We start from the raw sequence: 15,087 nt of genomic DNA on the forward strand, positions 1-15,087 counted from the left end.
ACGGTGTTTCAGCCGCCGATATAGGACATTTCGATACGACGCTCTTCGCCAGCAGCCGGGGCGGCGTCGCTGCCGCGCAGTTGCGAATAGCGGTCGGCGCGCTGCTCCCAGATCTGGGCGATCGCGGACGAGATCGCCTCGTCGCCCGCTTCGCCGCGCAGCATCGCACGCAGGTCGTAGCCCATCGACGCGAACAGGCACAGATACAGCTTGCCCTCGGTCGAGAGGCGCGCACGCGTGCAGTCGCCGCAGAACGCGCGCGTGACGCTGGAGATCACGCCGATTTCGCCTGCGCCGTCCGCGTAGCCCCAGCGCTGCGCCGTTTCGGCGGCGTTGTGCGCTTCAAGCGGCACGAGCGGGAAATGCTCGGCGATACGTGCGACCACGTCGGCGGACGGCAGCACCTCGGCCATATTCCAGCCGTTCGAGGTGCCCACATCCATGTATTCGATGAAACGCAATGTCACGCCCGAGCCGCGGAAGTGGCGTGCGAGCGGCACGATCTCGCCGTCGTTGGTGCCGCGCTTGACGACCATGTTGACCTTGATGGGCCCGAGCCCGACCGATTGCGCGACCGCGATGCCGTCGAGCACGTCGGAGACCGCGAAATCGGCGTCGTTCATGCGCCGAAAGAGGGCGTCGTCGAGCGCGTCGAGGCTCACCGTGACGCGCGTGAGGCCCGCGTCGCGCAATGCGCGCGCTTTGCGCGCGAGCAGCGACCCATTGGTCGTGAGCGTGAGGTCGAGCGGCTCGCCTTCTGGCGTGCGCAGCTTCGCGAGTCGCTCGATCAGGAATTCGATGTTTTTGCGCAGGAGCGGTTCGCCCCCGGTCAGGCGGATCTTCGTGACACCGTGCGCGACGAAAAGCCGCGCGAGACGTTCGATTTCTTCGAGCGAAAGAAGCGCGGAATGCGGCAGGAACGGGTAGTCCTTATCGAAAACGGCGCGCGGCATGCAGTAGACGCAGCGGAAGTTGCAACGGTCCGTGACCGAGATGCGCAGGTCGCGCAGCGGTCGCGCAAGGGCGTCGAACAGCTCGCCAGACGGCGCACGCACGGTCTGCGCCGCCGGGCTGGGCGGCAGCGAGCGGATATCGGCAACAGGGATGATGCGTCGGGACATGGTGGGCTCGTTCTCGCGATGGTTCGATTCTAGCCCAACCGCGCTTTGGTCATTGCCAAAGATGAATTTAATATATCAGCGGGCGCTTCTCCGTCAGAAGCGATCACCCTGTCCCCGACGGCGCATCAACATATCGATGCCATGTCACGCCCCTTCAGGTGCGATAGACGAATACCCGTGTCCCTTTGGGGCTGGTGTCCCAGAGTCGTTTGATGGCCGCTTCGGTACCGACGCCCATACATCCGTGGCTTGCCCCGTAATACCCTTCCGACTGGAACTGATATGACAAATGGAAGGCTTCGCCAGTGGCAGGGGAGTTGTCCCACGCAATAAACATCGCATAGGGCATGGGCGTGCCATAAATGCTGGACACGTGATTACGACTCTTGTGAGTAATGTGGCCGTAACCTTCCCCTGTTTGATACCGGGTGCCACGCGCGTCCCCCGGGCGAACATAAAACGACCACTGCGGCTTGCCAGCCTCATACACCGTGGCGGTATAGGTCGTTTTATCCACGCAAATGATCCGCTTGGCCTTGATGCACTCGCTCGGCGCGGTGGCTGGCGGACTAGCCGCGCCAAAGTCAAAACCCACTGGAAATGCGGGGGGACCCCCAACTGCATCATGCGGCTCAACGGTCGGATTCGCGGCCAGGGCACTTGCGGCTTGATCCTGGATCATTTTGATCGCCTGAGACATGGGAGTCCCGGCGGGAGGAATCGCCACCACGGCTGGCGTTATCGCTTGGGCCGTGGGCGGCGCAGTGGCGGCTGCGACATCTGCTGTTGCGGCCTTCGAGACGGCGGGTGTCGCCTCTGTGCCAGGCGAGGGGGAGATTGCCGCGACTGCGGGGGGCGTGGTGCCAGTAGTTGTCCCGTCGGCGCGGTATCCCGCCTGCGAGCTATCGGCACCACCGGCACCGACCGCCATGACGGCTACGGCGCCTGTCGCCAGGAGCGCACTAGCCACGATACCTCGACGAACCCACGCGTGCCCCGTCATTGATCCTCCAAACTCCAAATGCGGGACTTTCAGCGCCGCATCGTTACTTTTTCCAGAAATTGGCCCGTCATGTGACGCGAGCCTTACGAGGCGTCATGGTATTGGCTCCTACTGACTTCCACGACCACATACGGGGGATTACTCGCTATGCGTCAAACCAGTTGCAACCTGACCACGCGAGCACTGGGTCACACGGTCGCATTTGTACCTGTGTCGGGTTCAACGTCCGCAATGAAAAACACCCCAACGGTTGGGCCAGTGGCCAACCGTTGGGGTGTTTTTTTAATTTAGAACACTGCCTGGACCGCTTTGCGACCCAGGCAGTGCTCGTGTGCCAGTTAAGGCTGGCGGCTCGTCTCGACCTGCTGCATCGGCGCGCTGTCGGCCGGCGGCAGCGGCTTGCGCTCGCGCGGCACACGCGCGGGCTTCACCACTTGTGCGGCGGCGTCCTGTGCGGCGCGCAGCTTGACGGCGTCCGTGTTGACCCACTCGAGGCCCGCCGATTCCAGCATCGGACGCAGCGTGTCTGCCGTGGCGGCAGCGCTTGCTTGCGCGTGACGCTGCGTCGCGGGCTCGGCGGCCGGTGCAGCGGCTTCGACTTGTGCCACAACGGCTTCGGCACGCGTCTCGACCGGCGCGGGTTGAGCGGCGGTAGCCGTTTCGACGGGCGCTGCATGCGGAGCTTCGACACGATCTTCGCGAACCGCCGGCGTTTCGGCAGCAGCGGGCTCCACGGCGGGCGCGGCCGGCGTCTCGGCAACGGCAGCCGGTGCGGCAGCAACCTGGGGCGTCACGGCAACGGCAGCCGGTGCGGCAGCAACCTGGGCCGGCTCGGCTTCGGTCGGGGTGGCCGCAGCAGCCGGTTCGACAGCGGGGGCGACAGGCGTAGCAGCCGGTGCCGGCGTCTCGGCCGGCGCAGCCGTCACGAAGGCCGGTGCTTCGGCGACCGGCGTTTTGGCTGCCGGTGCTCCGGTCACTTCCGCGGGTTGTGCCGGTTGTGCCGGTTGCTCCGCTTGTGCCGTTTGTGCCGCTTGTGCGGCTTCGGCAGCAGCGGCGGCTGCGACCGGCAGGGCCGTCACGACCACCGCCTCGGCGACGGAGGGCGCGTGAACGACAGCTTCCGGCGCACGGGCTTCGGCTTGAGCTTCGACGCGCTCGGCAGCGTGCTCGACGGCGGGCTGCGCGCCGGCAGGCGCTGCAGCGGCCTCGTCGGCGCTTTCATCGGCGCCTTCGAGCCCTTGCGTGCCTTCCGCATCGCGCTCGCGGCGACCGCCACGGCGGCCGCGGCGGCGGCGGCGGCGCTCTTCACCTTGCGGCGTTGCGCCGTCTTCCTCGGCACCGGCGTGGCTCACACCATCGGTGAGGGCGGCCTGGGCTGCTTCGGCGGTCTCGACTTCGGTGCCGGCGGCGTCGAGGCGCGCTTCCTGCGCCTCGGCGGCTTCGGCCGGCTGCTGACGGCGGCGTTCGCCACGCTCGGCGCGTTCAGTGCGCTCACCACGTTCACGGCGCTCGCCACGTTCCTGGCGTTCGCCGCGCGGGGCGGCTTCGGCTGCCTCGCTGCGGTCCGGGCCACGTTCGACGCGCTCGATGCGCTGGTCGCGTTCGGCACGGACCTCGCGGCTTTCGCGTGCTTCACGCGGCTCGCGTTGTTCACGGGGGGCGCGACCTTCACGGCCCTCGCGGCTTTCACGTCCTTCGCGCGATTCACGCGGTTCGCGCTCTTCGCGGCGCCCCGAGGGCTGGCCGGCGCGCGCGCCGCCTGCTGCTTCGCCACGGCCGGCCGCATCGCGGCCACCGCCACGACGGTTGCGGTTGCGGTCGGCGGAACCTGCACCTGCCTTTTCACCGCGCTCGGTGCGGGCTTCGCGTACCGGACGGGCAGCCTTTTCCTGCTGCTCGACCGGTGCCGGCACGGGAGCCGCGGCCGGCGCGCCGCCGAAGAGGCGCTTGATGAAGGCGAAGAAGCCGCCGCCGCTTGCCGGCGCTGCTGCGACCGGTGCGCCAACGGGCATCGCCTCGACCGGCTTGGCCTGTGCGGAGGGGGCCGGACGTTCGGGCGTGATGCCCTTCACCGCGGCTTCCTGCTTGGGCTTGGCTTCGGCGGTGCGCTTGCTGTAGCCGGTTTCCGACTCGAGCTCGCGCGCGGCCTCTTCGGCCATCTTCCACGAGGCGCGCGGGTCGTCGAGGCGCGCATCGTCGTGACGCAGGCGCTCAAGCTTATAGTGCGGCGTTTCGAGGTGCTTGTTCGGGATCAGGACGACGCCGACCTTGAAGCGCGACTCGATCTTGTTGATCTCCGAGCGCTTTTCGTTGAGCAGGAAGGCGGTCACTTCGACCGGCACCTGGCAATGGATCGCCGCGGTGTTTTCCTTCATCGCCTCTTCCTGGATGATGCGCAGGACCTGAAGCGCCGACGATTCCGTATCGCGGATATGACCCGTGCCGTTACAGCGCGGGCAGGTGACGTGGCTGCCTTCCGAGAGGGCCGGGCGCAGGCGCTGGCGCGAGAGCTCCATCAGGCCGAAGCGCGAGATCTTGCCCATCTGCACGCGCGCGCGGTCGTGGCGCAGCGCGTCCTTCAGGCGCTGCTCGACTTCGCGCTGGCTCTTGGCCGACTCCATGTCGATGAAGTCGATCACGATCAGGCCGCCCAGGTCGCGCAGACGCAGCTGGCGCGCCACTTCGTCGGCGGCTTCGAGGTTGGTGCGCGCGGCGGTTTCCTCGATGTCGGCGCCCTTGGTGGCGCGCGCCGAGTTCACGTCGATGGCGACTAGCGCCTCGGTGTGGTCGATCACGATCGCGCCGCCCGAGGGCAGCGGCACCGTGCGCGAGTAGGCCGTCTCGATCTGGTGCTCGATCTGGAAGCGCGAGAAGAGCGGCACGTCGTCGTGATACCGCTTCACCTTGTTGACATTGTCCGGCATCACGATATCCATGAAGGCGCGCGCCTGGTCATGGATCTCGGTGGTGTCGATGAGGATTTCGCCAATGTCGGGCTGGAAGTAGTCGCGGATCGCGCGAATGACGAGGCTCGACTCCAGATAAATCAGCATCGGCTGACCGGACTGGCCGGCCTGCGACGCGGCTTCGATCGCGCGCCACAGTTGCATCAAGTAGTTCAGGTCCCACTGGAGCTCTTCGGCGGAGCGGCCGATGCCGGCCGTGCGCGCGATGATGCTCATGCCTTCCGGCAGTTGCAGCTGCGCCATGGTTTCGCGCAGTTCCTGACGGTCGTCGCCCTCGATGCGGCGCGACACGCCGCCGCCGCGCGGGTTGTTCGGCATGAGGACGAGGTAGCGGCCGGCGAGCGAGATGAACGTGGTGAGAGCAGCGCCCTTGTTGCCGCGCTCTTCCTTCTCGACCTGGACGATCAGTTCCTGGCCTTCCTTGAGGGCGTCCTGAATGCGCGCGCCGCGCATGTCGACGCCTTCGCGGAAGTACTGGCGGGCGACTTCCTTGAACGGCAGGAAGCCGTGGCGGTCTTCGCCGTAGTTGACGAAACACGCTTCGAGCGACGGCTCGATGCGGGTGACGATGCCCTTGTAGATGTTGCCTTTGCGCTGTTCGCGTCCGGCGGTTTCGATGTCGATGTCGATCAGCTTTTGCCCATCGACAATGGCGACACGCAGTTCTTCCTGCTGTGTCGCGTTGAACAGCATTCGTTTCATTGAACGGCTCCAGTGCGGCTTCGCGCGCGGCCCCTGTCCCTCGACGGCGCCCGGCGCTTCGCCGGGCTGCATGGGGGAGAGGGCCACGGCAAGCCGCGCCTTATTGTGTTTTCACAAGCACGCTGGAGCAGGAACGATGGCGGGGAGAATTGCCTTTGGGGCGGCTGGTCGGGCGTTGAGTTGCCATGGACGGGCCGCGTGGGCACATGCGAAATACGTTTTCAAGAGTGGCTAGACATGCGGGGGCGCACGGTTTTTCCTGCGCTTCCGATCCGCCCGTTGCTGCTTGCTGGGCGTGCGGGCGGCAAACTGCGCCACGCACGACCGCGACAGGACATCGGCCGCAGCCGCGAACTGCGCGCGCTGCTGGCTGGATCTGCTTTGCGGCCTCGAGCATCGAGCAGGGGCCGCGCACGGGAAGCTTTCAGGAACACCCGTCTTCCCCTCGGGGTGTCTCGCCACTTTTGACGTCGCCATGTCCCGCACCTTGCCGGGACGCTTCGGGCGCTCGCCGTATTTTCGCCACCAGCGCGTCTGGCTGCAGTCGCTCGAAACGTTGCGACTGCGCGCACGACGCGCCGGATGAATTCTTTATACCAACCTTCCGTTACCGTCGGAGTCCGGTTCGACCGAACGTGCCTGTGGGCGCCGTCCCTGCCGTGCGGATTTCCGTGCGTGCAACTCGTTGCATCTCTTCAGACGGGGTGAGCAACCAGCCCCGGGCGCAAGTAAAATATCGGTTTATCGCTTGCCGCCTGCGCATGCTGCGCGGTTCAAGAACCCGAAGAAACGCCCGTGGGTACTGGTCGGGCGAATCAGGAACTTTTAGGCCGTTTGGCCTTCCGTCGCGTCAGCGCTGGGCAAATTATATTCAGAATGAAAGGGTTAGGCAAAATATCCCAGAATCAGGTCGCGAGCGACCAGGTTTCGTTCGTCGAGATCGACGAAGGCTCCGCCGGTCAGCGGATCGACAATTTCCTGCTGCGCGTCTGCAAGGGCGTGCCGAAGAGCCACATTTACCGCATTCTGCGCAGCGGGGAAGTGCGTGTGAACAAGGGGCGGATCGACGCGCAGTACCGGCTCGAGATGGGCGATGTCGTGCGCGTGCCGCCCATGCGCGTCGCGCAGCCGAACGAGCCTGTGGGCGCGGCACCCGTGCCTGCGGCAAATTTCAGCGTGCTGTACGAGGACGAGGCGCTGCTCGTGATCGACAAGCCCGCTGGCGTGGCCGTCCATGGCGGCAGCGGCGTGGCCTTCGGGGTCATCGAGCAACTGCGCGAGGCGCGGCCGCACGGCAAATTCCTCGAACTCGTGCACCGGCTCGACCGCGAGACTTCCGGCGTGCTGATGCTTGCGAAGAAGCGCGCGGCGCTGGTCGGCCTGCATGAGCAGATGCGCGACAGCAAGACGGACAAGCGCTATTACGCGTGCGTCCACGGCGAATGGGCGAGCGACTGGGGGCGCCGGCGGGCCGTGAAGGAGCCGCTTCACAAGTATCTGACCCCGGAAGGCGAGCGGCGCGTGCGCGTTCAGCCCGACGGCCAGCCGTCGCATACGGTGTTCAATCTCGTCGAGCGCTGGCCGGGCTATGCGCTCGTCGAGGCCGAGCTCAAGACCGGCCGCACCCATCAGATCCGCGTGCACCTGGCCCATCTGGGCCTGCCGATCGTCGGCGACGCCAAGTACGGCGACTTCGCGCTCAACAAGGCGCTCGCGCGCAACGGCGCGAAGCCCGGCGTCAAGCGCATGTTCCTGCATGCGCACCGGCTGAAGCTCACGCATCCGATCACGGGCGCGCCGCTGCAGTTCGAAGCGCCGCTGCCGCCCGAGCTGCGACGCTTCGTCGGCGAACTGCGCGCACAGCGCGAAGCGGCCGGCGAGGGGGCTGGCCAGGCGGCAGATGAAAGCGGGGGCCACGCCGCGGCGCAGCCCGAATGAGGGCGCGAGTGCCGTGAACGCGTGCGCCGAAAGCGGCCAGCGCCGTCGCAATCGATGCCACGCGCGGTGCCGTAACGAACCGGGGAGCAAGCCGGACTCAAGAATTACAGTGTTTGGAGAAGGACCGCATGGCCCGAGAGCAATTTGACCTGATTGTGTTCGACTGGGACGGTACGCTGATGGACTCGACCGCCCATATCACGCGCAGCATCCAGGCCGCGTGCCGCGACCTGGGCTTGCCCGTGCCCGGCGACGAGGCCGCGAGCTACGTGATCGGCCTCGGCTTGCGCGAGGCGCTGCAGATTGCCGCGCCGACGCTCGATCCCGCCGATTATCCGCGCCTCGTGGAGCGCTACCGCGTCCACTATCTGCTGAAGGATCAGCAGACCGAGCTGTTCGTGGGCGTGCGCGAGATGCTCACCGAGCTGCGCGACACGGGGTATCTGCTCGCCGTGGCGACCGGCAAGAGCCGGGTAGGGTTGAACCGCGCGCTTGCCGAAGCGAGCCTCACTAGCCTGTTCGACGGCACGCGCTGCGCCGACGAAACCTTCTCGAAGCCTCATCCGGCCATGCTCCATGAGCTCACGCGCGAGCTGGGGCAGGATCTTCATCGCACGGTGATGATCGGCGACACGACGCACGACCTGCAGATGGCCGCCAACGCTGGCGCGGCGGGCGTGGGCGTGGCCTACGGCGCGCATTCGTCGGGTGCGCTGGAGGTGCTCGCGCCGCGCTTCATCGCGCCGGACGTGGCCGCGCTGGCCGCGTGGCTGCGGGAGCACGCATGAGTGCGAATCCGGGCGGGAGCGGAACACACGAGACGCGCCATGCCCCGGTGCGCGTCTGCGCTGCCGAAGCGCTGGTCGAAGGTGGCGCGGGCCAGCGCCTGAACGCGACTTACGCGGGCGGCGACGCCGTGGTGTTCTTCGTGCGCTACGGCGGCGAGGTGTATGGCTACCTGAACCGCTGCGCGCATGTGCCGATGGAGCTCGACTGGGTCGAAGGGCAGTTTTTCGAGTCGTCGGGGCTCTACATCATGTGCGCGACGCACGGCGCGATCTATCAGCCCGACACGGGCAAGTGCGTGGGCGGCCCGTGCCGTGGCGCCCGGCTGCGCCCGGTGCGTGTCGAGGAACGCGACACGCCCGAGGGCCGTGCGGTATTCTGGCTGCCGGACGACGATTTGAGTCCGACCCCATCCTGACCTCATTGCCCACGCATGTCCGATAATCTGACTCCTGAACCCGGCGGGCCGGCAGGTTCTGCGCCCGACGGGAAGTCCGGCCGCGCCACTGGCGCTGACGGCGGCAAGCCCGGCTGGGAGCGCGAGGCGCTCGAGCGCATTGCCATGGCCGCGATCAACGAGCAGCGCGCGGCGCGGCGCTGGAAGATCTTTTTCCGCTTCGCGTTTCTCGCGGTGCTGGTGCTGATCGCGTGGAGCATCCTCGACCTTTCCGGGGCGCGTGTGGACAGCGGCGGCCGCCACACGGCGCTCGTCACGCTCAACGGCGAGATCGCGTCGGATACGCTCGCCAACGCCGAGGACATCAACAACGCGCTCAGCAGCGCCTTCGAGGACGACGGCACCGCCGGCGTGATCCTGCATATCGACAGCCCCGGCGGCTCGCCGGTGCAGGCCGGCATCATCAACGACGAGATCCGCCGGCTGCGCGCGAAATACCCGGCCATTCCGCTCTACGTGGTGGTGGGCGACATGTGCGCCTCGGGCGGCTATTACGTCGCCGCTGCCGCCGACAAGATCTATGTGAACAAGGCCAGCATCGTCGGCTCGATCGGCGTGCTGATGGACAGCTTCGGCTTTACGGGCATGATGGACAAGCTCGGCATTCAGCGCCGCCTGCGCACCTCGGGCGAGAACAAGGGCTTCTTCGACCCGTTTTCGCCGGACACGCCGAAGATGGACGCGCACGCGCAGGAGATGCTCGACCAGATCCACCAGCAGTTCATCGACGCCGTGAAGGCCGGTCGCGGCCAGCGCCTGAAGGATTCGCCGGACATTTTCTCGGGCCTCTTCTGGACCGGCCAGAAGAGCGTCGAGCTCGGCCTCGCCGACGGCTTCGGCGACAACGACTACGTGGCGCGCGAAATCATCAAGGCACCGGATATCGTCGATTACACGGTCAAGCAGGGCATCACCGACCGCGTCGCGAAGCGCCTCGGCGCGAGCATCGGTTCGGCGGCCGTGCATTCGCTGATTTCGGGCGGGAAGATCTCGGTGCGCTGATCGCGCGCACGCGGGCTCGCGTCGCTGTAAAAACGGCCGCTGCATGATGCGCAGCGGCCGTTTCGTTTCGCGGGCGGCTCGCGCCCTCGATTTCAAGCGTCGGTGTGCCGGTGCGCCTTTGCGCCGGTGTGCGCTCAGTTCGCCAGCAGCAGGAAGATCGCGGGCCGCTTGTGCAACTCGGGCGCCGGTTTCTTCTTCCATTCGGACACCGCGCGGCTCACGATCGTCTCGTCTGGCAGCGTGAGGTCGGCGGCCACGCACACGAGCGTGGAAGGCGCGCAGGTCGCGAGCAGCGCGTCGAGCAGCGCACGGTTGCGATAGGGCGTTTCGATGAAGATCTGCGTCTGCTTTGCCTTGCGGGAGGTCTGTTCGAGCTCGCGCAGCTTCTTCGTGCGCTCGTTCGCATCGACGGGCAGGTAGCCGTGGAACGCGAAGCTCTGGCCGTTCAGGCCCGAAGCCATCAGCGCGAGCAGGATCGAGCTCGGCCCGACGAGCGGCACGACCTTGATGCCGCGCTCGTGCGCGCGCCGCACCAGCAGGGCGCCCGGATCGGCCACGGCGGGTACGCCCGCTTCGGAGACGAGCCCTGTGTCGACGCCGGCCAGAAGCGGCGCGAGCAGCTTCTCGACCTCGCCTGCGGGCGTGTTGACGTTGAGCTCGCGGATCTCGATCTCCTGGATCGGCCGCGTGGTTCCGACGCGCTTCAGGAACGCGCGCGTGGTCTTGGCGTTTTCGCCGATATAGCTCGCCAGCGTGCCCGCCCGTTCGCGCACGGGCGTGGGGAGGACGGCGGCGAGCGCGGCGTCGTCGCCGTCACCGAGCGTATTCGGGATCAGATAGAGCGTGCCCGTGGTCATTCGCGAGCCTCCTGCGGCGTCGTCAGTAGCGGATAGCCGGCGGCGAGCAGCATGCGCGTGAGCGCGATGAGCGGCAGGCCGATCAGTGCGGTGGGGTCGTCGGATTCGATGGCTTCCAGCAGCGCGATGCCCAGCCCTTCCGATTTCGCGCTGCCCGCGCAGTCGTAGGGCTGCTCGGCGCGCAGATAAGCGTCGAGCGCGGCGTCGGGAAGGTCGCGAAAGCGCACCTTGGTCACGACATCGACGGTATCCGTTCGGCCAGTAGCGCTGTCGAGCAGACTGAGCGCACTATGGAACAGTACCTCGCGCCCGCGCATGGCTCGCAGCTGTTCGAGCGCGCGCTCGTGCGTGCCCGGCTTGCCGATCTGGTGACCGTCGAAGGTCGCCACCTGGTCGGAGCCGATCACGAGCGAGCGTCCGGCGCTGGCTGGCAGGGCGGCGGCCACGGCTCGGGCCTTGGCCACGGCGAGGCGCAGCGCCGTGGCCTCGGGCGTTTCGCCGGGCTGCGGCGTTTCGTCGATGGCGGGCACGGCGGTGTCGAAAGGAATGCGCAGGCGCTCGAGCAGCTCGCGGCGGTAGCGCGAGCTGGAGGCGAGAATCAGCGCGGGGCGGCCCGTTTGTGGGGCGAGTGCAGCGGTATCCTGCATGATTGTCGGATCGTGAATAATGGTCGTAGGCGGCGGACAGCGGACAAGGCCCGCACAAAGGCTTGCGGGCGTGAGCTTAAGTGTTTGACTCGCAAAGATAAAGACGCTATGATTTTGCGCTTTTCATCGGTACGCTCACCTCGCGCGTCTTCAGTAAGCGCTGGTCACGGTTTCTGGCCAATGGCTAAAAACGTGCGCCAAAAGAGATGTGAGCGTGGTCCGTACCTAAGCCGCTTGAGGCAGGTAGGGAGCCGGTTGAAACAGATAAAGAATACAGATCGGCAGCAGTTAAGGCTTTTCGCGCCGCCTGCGGGCTCGCGCGTCTGGAGCAGGAGAGCGCACATGACCGAACATCCCGGCAAGCCTGCTGGCGCCGCAGCGGATAAGGGCGCGCTTAACCCGCGCGATCTCGATATCTTCGAATTTGCGCGTAGCGGGCGCAGTGCCTCAGGCACGGTGCGCCTCTCGCAGTTGCCGCGCATGCTGAACGAAGTCCCGGCCGAGGCGCCAGATCGCGACACCGCGTTCACCTGGCAGGCCGAGGGTTTCACGCAACAGGAATTGCAGGACGACGGCACCGAGGGGCCGCAGCCGTATCTGCGGCTGGCGGTTCACGGTGGCGCATGGCTTACGTGTCAGCGTTGCCTCGCTCCCTACGAGCAGGCGTTCGACGCGGACACAGTCTTCCGGATCGTCCAGACGGAAGATGAGGCGGACGAGATCCCGCTCGACGACGATGAATTCGATGTGATTGTGGGCTCGCGCCATTTCGATCTCGTCGACTTGATCGAAGAGGAGTTGTTGCTCTCGCTGCCGCTCGTGCCGAAGCACGAAGTTTGTCCGGAAATTCACGAAAGCCTCGCCTCGGGTGCCGACGGCGCCGAGGGCGTGGATTCCGTCGACGAAGTGCCGGAGCAGGAAATCGAGCCGGAAGAGCGCGTCAACCCGTTTGCGGCGCTCGAATCGCTCAAGAAGGACGGTCCCGGCAGCAAGCACTAGGTTTTACTGAGCGGCTGCGGGTGGCGTGCAGTATCAATTCGTGGGCCCAGTCCCGGAGTCCGGTCATCCCCAGGGTGGCGGCGGCCGGATCGGGCTGTGTTAGAATTCGGAAAATTTTCAGGAGTTATCATGGCAGTTCAACAAAACAAGAAGTCGCCGTCGAAGCGCGGCATGCACCGCTCGCACGATTTCCTCACGGGCGCGCCGCTGGCTGTCGAGCCGAGCACGGGTGAAGTGCATCTGCGTCACCACATCAGCCCGAACGGCTACTACCGCGGCAAGAAAGTCGTCAAGACCAAGAACGACTAATCGTTCCAGCGTGCGGCGCAGCAACCCGAAAGCGGGTTTCCAGGCAGCGCCGCACATGGCGATTCTGTTCGCTTGACAATTTTTCGGCTCGGCAAAAAAGGCGGCATTCAACTGCCGCTTTTTTGTGCCTGAAATCCGTCGCACTCCATGACTGTTACGCTCACGATAGATTGCATGGGAGGCGACCACGGTCCGTCCGTGACCGTGCCTGCCGCAGTCAGTTTCGTTCGCTCGCATCCCGATGCGCGACTGCAACTGGTGGGTATCGAGACGGCGATTCGCGCCCAGCTCAAAAAGCTGAAGGCGCTGGACCTCCCCGCACTTTCCGTCGTTCCCGCCACCGAGGTCGTCGAAATGGACGATCCGGTCGAAGTCGCCCTTCGCAAGAAGAAAGATTCGTCGATGCGCGTCGCGCTCAATCGCGTGAAAGAGGGCGAGGCGCAAGCCTGCGTCTCTGCTGGCAATACCGGCGCGCTCATGGCCGTCTCGCGCTATGTGCTCAAGACGCTGCCCGGCATCGAACGGCCGGCCATCGCGTTCGCGCTGCCCAACCCGCGTGGCTATACGACGATGCTCGACCTCGGCGCGAACGTCGACTGCGAACCCCAGCACCTGCTGCAGTTCGCCGAGATGGGCCACGCGCTCGTTGCCGCGCTCGAAGGCAAGGATCGTCCGACCATCGGGCTCCTGAATATCGGCGAAGAGGTCATCAAGGGCAACGAGACCATCAAGCGCGCGGGCGAACTGCTGCGCGCGAGCACGCTGAACTTCCGCGGCAATGTAGAGGGCAACGACATTTACAAGGGCACCGTCGACGTCATCGTCTGTGACGGCTTCGTTGGGAATGTCGCGCTCAAGACGTCGGAGGGCCTCGCACAGATGCTCAACGACATGATCAAGGAAGAGTTCGGCCGCTCGTGGGCGACGAAGCTCATGGCGCTCACCGCGCTGCCGGTGCTCATGCGCTTCAAGAAGCGCGTCGATCACCGCCAGTACAACGGCGCGGCGCTGCTCGGCCTGAAGAGCCTCGTCTTCAAGAGCCATGGCTCAGCGGACGCCTATGCGTTTGAGTGGGCGATCAAACGCGGGTATGATGCCGTCAAAAATGGCGTGCTGGAGCGTCTCGCGCGCGCCATGGAAGAAAACGCCGGTTCAATCGAACAGGCCGCCGGTGCGTCCTCGGGCGGCCCGAACGGTGCCGCCGCAAGGGCTCCCGAGGAGCCGTCCGCGAGTCCATCCGCGAGCTCACCCGGTCAGACGGCGGGCGATCTGCCGCCCGGCGCCGTATCACCCTCGAAGACATAATGGCTCAATCGACTCTCTATTCCCGCGTGCTCGGCACGGGTAGTTTTCTTCCGCCTGAGCGCGTCACCAATCAGGATCTGGCCGAACGTCTCGCCGCAAAGGGCGTCGAGACGAGCGACGAGTGGATCGTCGCTCGCACCGGCATCCACGCGCGCCACTTCGCAGCGCCCGACGTCACGACCAGCGATCTCGCACTGGCCGCTTCGCAGCGCGCGATCGCCGCTGCCGACGTCGACCCGCAATCGATCGACCTCATCATCGTCGCCACCTCCACGCCCGATTTCGTGTTTCCGAGCACCGCCTGCCTGCTGCAGAACAAGCTCGGCATCCGCAATCACGGCGCGGCGTTCGACGTGCAGGCCGTGTGCGCGGGCTTCGCGTACGCCGTTTCGGTGGCGGACAGCCTGATCCGCAGCGGTCAGCACAAGACGGCGCTCGTGGTGGGCGCAGAGACGTTCTCGCGCATCCTCGACTTCAACGACCGCACGACCTGCGTGCTGTTCGGCGACGGCGCGGGCGCGATCGTGCTGCAAGGCTCGGATGAGCCGGGCGTGCTCTCGAGCGCGCTGCATGCCGACGGCAGCTACGCGCACATCCTCTGCACGCCGGGCCACGTGAACGGCGGCGTGGTCGCCGGCAACGCGTTCTTGCACATGGATGGCCAGGCGGTGTTCAAGCTTGCCGTGAACGTGCTCGAGAAGGTCGCGGTCGAGGCGCTCGAAAAGGCGCACCTCACGGCCGACCAGATCGACTGGCTGATTCCGCATCAGGCCAACATCCGCATCATGCAGGGCACCTGCCGCAAGCTCGGTCTGCCGGCCGAGCGCATGGTGGTCACCGTTGGCGAACACGGCAATACCTCGGCGGCCTCGATTCCGCTCGCATTCGACGTCGCAGTGCGCGACGGCCGCATCAAGCGCGGCCACAACGTGCTGCTCGAAGGCGTCGGCGGCGGCTTTACCTGGGGCGCCTCCGTCATCCGCTTCTGACCAACC

13 protein-coding genes are annotated in these 15,087 nt (G+C 66.1%); 8 read left to right on the top strand and 5 right to left on the bottom strand.

Going from position 1 to position 15,087, the window contains the following annotated elements:
• Positions 1–8 precede the first annotated feature (8 nt).
• From moaA to L5014_RS14670, 3 genes are all read right to left on the bottom strand, one after another.
• Positions 9–1,121: a GTP 3',8-cyclase MoaA gene (moaA, locus tag L5014_RS14660; protein ID WP_238464460.1), complete on the bottom strand. Its 1,113-nt coding sequence runs from the start codon at positions 1,119–1,121 to the stop codon at positions 9–11.
• A 154-nt stretch (positions 1,122–1,275) separates the two neighbouring features.
• Positions 1,276–1,803, bottom strand: coding sequence for a L,D-transpeptidase (locus L5014_RS14665; protein WP_238464461.1), 528 nt, complete (start codon positions 1,801–1,803; stop codon positions 1,276–1,278).
• A gap of 659 nt (positions 1,804–2,462) precedes the next feature.
• Positions 2,463–5,792 (bottom strand): Rne/Rng family ribonuclease, encoded by a 3,330-nt coding sequence (locus L5014_RS14670; RefSeq protein ID WP_238464462.1) that lies wholly within the window; start codon positions 5,790–5,792, stop codon positions 2,463–2,465.
• Positions 5,793–6,668: 876 nt separating this feature from the next.
• Between L5014_RS14670 and L5014_RS14675 the strand changes: the two genes are divergently transcribed.
• The 4 genes from L5014_RS14675 to L5014_RS14690 all read left to right on the top strand — a co-directional run bounded on the left by L5014_RS14675 (position 6,669) and on the right by L5014_RS14690 (position 9,975).
• On the top strand, positions 6,669–7,730 hold the full coding sequence (locus L5014_RS14675) for an RluA family pseudouridine synthase (protein WP_238464463.1): 1,062 nt from the start codon (positions 6,669–6,671) through the stop codon (positions 7,728–7,730).
• A gap of 128 nt (positions 7,731–7,858) precedes the next feature.
• Positions 7,859–8,518 carry an HAD-IIIA family hydrolase gene (locus L5014_RS14680; RefSeq protein WP_238464464.1) on the top strand — a complete coding sequence of 220 codons (660 nt, stop codon included), beginning with the start codon at positions 7,859–7,861 and terminating at the stop codon, positions 8,516–8,518.
• On the top strand, positions 8,515–8,934 hold the full coding sequence (locus tag L5014_RS14685) for a Rieske (2Fe-2S) protein (RefSeq protein ID WP_238464465.1): 420 nt from the start codon (positions 8,515–8,517) through the stop codon (positions 8,932–8,934). Before L5014_RS14680 ends, L5014_RS14685 begins: the two co-directional genes overlap by 4 nt.
• Before the next feature lie 15 nt (positions 8,935–8,949).
• On the top strand, positions 8,950–9,975 hold the full coding sequence (locus L5014_RS14690; RefSeq protein ID WP_238464466.1) for a S49 family peptidase: 1,026 nt from the start codon (positions 8,950–8,952) through the stop codon (positions 9,973–9,975).
• A 134-nt stretch (positions 9,976–10,109) separates the two neighbouring features.
• Here the strand turns inward: L5014_RS14690 and L5014_RS14695 are convergent, their stop codons facing one another.
• A complete protein-coding gene (locus L5014_RS14695) occupies positions 10,110–10,832 on the bottom strand; it encodes an SAM-dependent methyltransferase (RefSeq protein ID WP_238464467.1) in 723 nt (240 codons plus the stop codon).
• A complete protein-coding gene (locus tag L5014_RS14700) occupies positions 10,829–11,479 on the bottom strand; it encodes a Maf-like protein (protein WP_238464468.1) in 651 nt (216 codons plus the stop codon). The genes L5014_RS14695 and L5014_RS14700 overlap by 4 nt, the downstream gene beginning before the upstream one ends.
• A gap of 342 nt (positions 11,480–11,821) precedes the next feature.
• On the opposite strand from L5014_RS14700, the gene L5014_RS14705 reads away from it, so the two are divergent.
• From L5014_RS14705 to L5014_RS14720, 4 genes are all read left to right on the top strand, one after another.
• Positions 11,822–12,478: a YceD family protein gene (locus L5014_RS14705; protein ID WP_238464469.1), complete on the top strand. Its 657-nt coding sequence runs from the start codon at positions 11,822–11,824 to the stop codon at positions 12,476–12,478.
• A 129-nt stretch (positions 12,479–12,607) separates the two neighbouring features.
• The gene (gene rpmF / locus L5014_RS14710) at positions 12,608–12,787 is read left to right on the top strand and encodes a 50S ribosomal protein L32 (RefSeq protein WP_018441573.1); all 180 of its coding nucleotides are present in this window, start codon (positions 12,608–12,610) and stop codon (positions 12,785–12,787) included.
• A gap of 147 nt (positions 12,788–12,934) precedes the next feature.
• Positions 12,935–14,092 carry a phosphate acyltransferase PlsX gene (gene plsX / locus L5014_RS14715; protein ID WP_238464470.1) on the top strand — a complete coding sequence of 386 codons (1,158 nt, stop codon included), beginning with the start codon at positions 12,935–12,937 and terminating at the stop codon, positions 14,090–14,092.
• Positions 14,092–15,081, top strand: coding sequence for a beta-ketoacyl-ACP synthase III (locus tag L5014_RS14720; protein ID WP_238464471.1), 990 nt, complete (start codon positions 14,092–14,094; stop codon positions 15,079–15,081). Before plsX ends, L5014_RS14720 begins: the two co-directional genes overlap by 1 nt.
• The last annotated feature ends 6 nt before the right edge of the window (positions 15,082–15,087 follow it).

It is taken from the genome of Paraburkholderia tagetis (assembly GCF_022213065.1).
In the GTDB taxonomy this organism is placed as follows: domain Bacteria; phylum Pseudomonadota; class Gammaproteobacteria; order Burkholderiales; family Burkholderiaceae; genus Paraburkholderia; species Paraburkholderia tagetis.

Bases quoted from the DNA above. Each gene is read 5' to 3' on its own strand.
- moaA (WP_238464460.1), bottom strand. From the start codon at position 1,121: ATGTCCCGACGCATCATCCCTGTTGCCGATATCCGCTCGCTGCCGCCC.
- L5014_RS14665 (WP_238464461.1), bottom strand. From the start codon at position 1,803: ATGATCCAGGATCAAGCCGCAAGTGCCCTGGCCGCGAATCCGACCGTT.
- L5014_RS14670 (WP_238464462.1), bottom strand. From the start codon at position 5,792: ATGAAACGAATGCTGTTCAACGCGACACAGCAGGAAGAACTGCGTGTC.
- L5014_RS14675 (WP_238464463.1), top strand. From the start codon at position 6,669: ATGAAAGGGTTAGGCAAAATATCCCAGAATCAGGTCGCGAGCGACCAG.
- L5014_RS14680 (WP_238464464.1), top strand. From the start codon at position 7,859: ATGGCCCGAGAGCAATTTGACCTGATTGTGTTCGACTGGGACGGTACG.
- L5014_RS14685 (WP_238464465.1), top strand. From the start codon at position 8,515: ATGAGTGCGAATCCGGGCGGGAGCGGAACACACGAGACGCGCCATGCC.
- L5014_RS14690 (WP_238464466.1), top strand. From the start codon at position 8,950: ATGTCCGATAATCTGACTCCTGAACCCGGCGGGCCGGCAGGTTCTGCG.
- L5014_RS14695 (WP_238464467.1), bottom strand. From the start codon at position 10,832: ATGACCACGGGCACGCTCTATCTGATCCCGAATACGCTCGGTGACGGC.
- L5014_RS14700 (WP_238464468.1), bottom strand. From the start codon at position 11,479: ATGCAGGATACCGCTGCACTCGCCCCACAAACGGGCCGCCCCGCGCTG.
- L5014_RS14705 (WP_238464469.1), top strand. From the start codon at position 11,822: ATGACCGAACATCCCGGCAAGCCTGCTGGCGCCGCAGCGGATAAGGGC.
- rpmF (WP_018441573.1), top strand. From the start codon at position 12,608: ATGGCAGTTCAACAAAACAAGAAGTCGCCGTCGAAGCGCGGCATGCAC.
- plsX (WP_238464470.1), top strand. From the start codon at position 12,935: ATGACTGTTACGCTCACGATAGATTGCATGGGAGGCGACCACGGTCCG.
- L5014_RS14720 (WP_238464471.1), top strand. From the start codon at position 14,092: ATGGCTCAATCGACTCTCTATTCCCGCGTGCTCGGCACGGGTAGTTTT.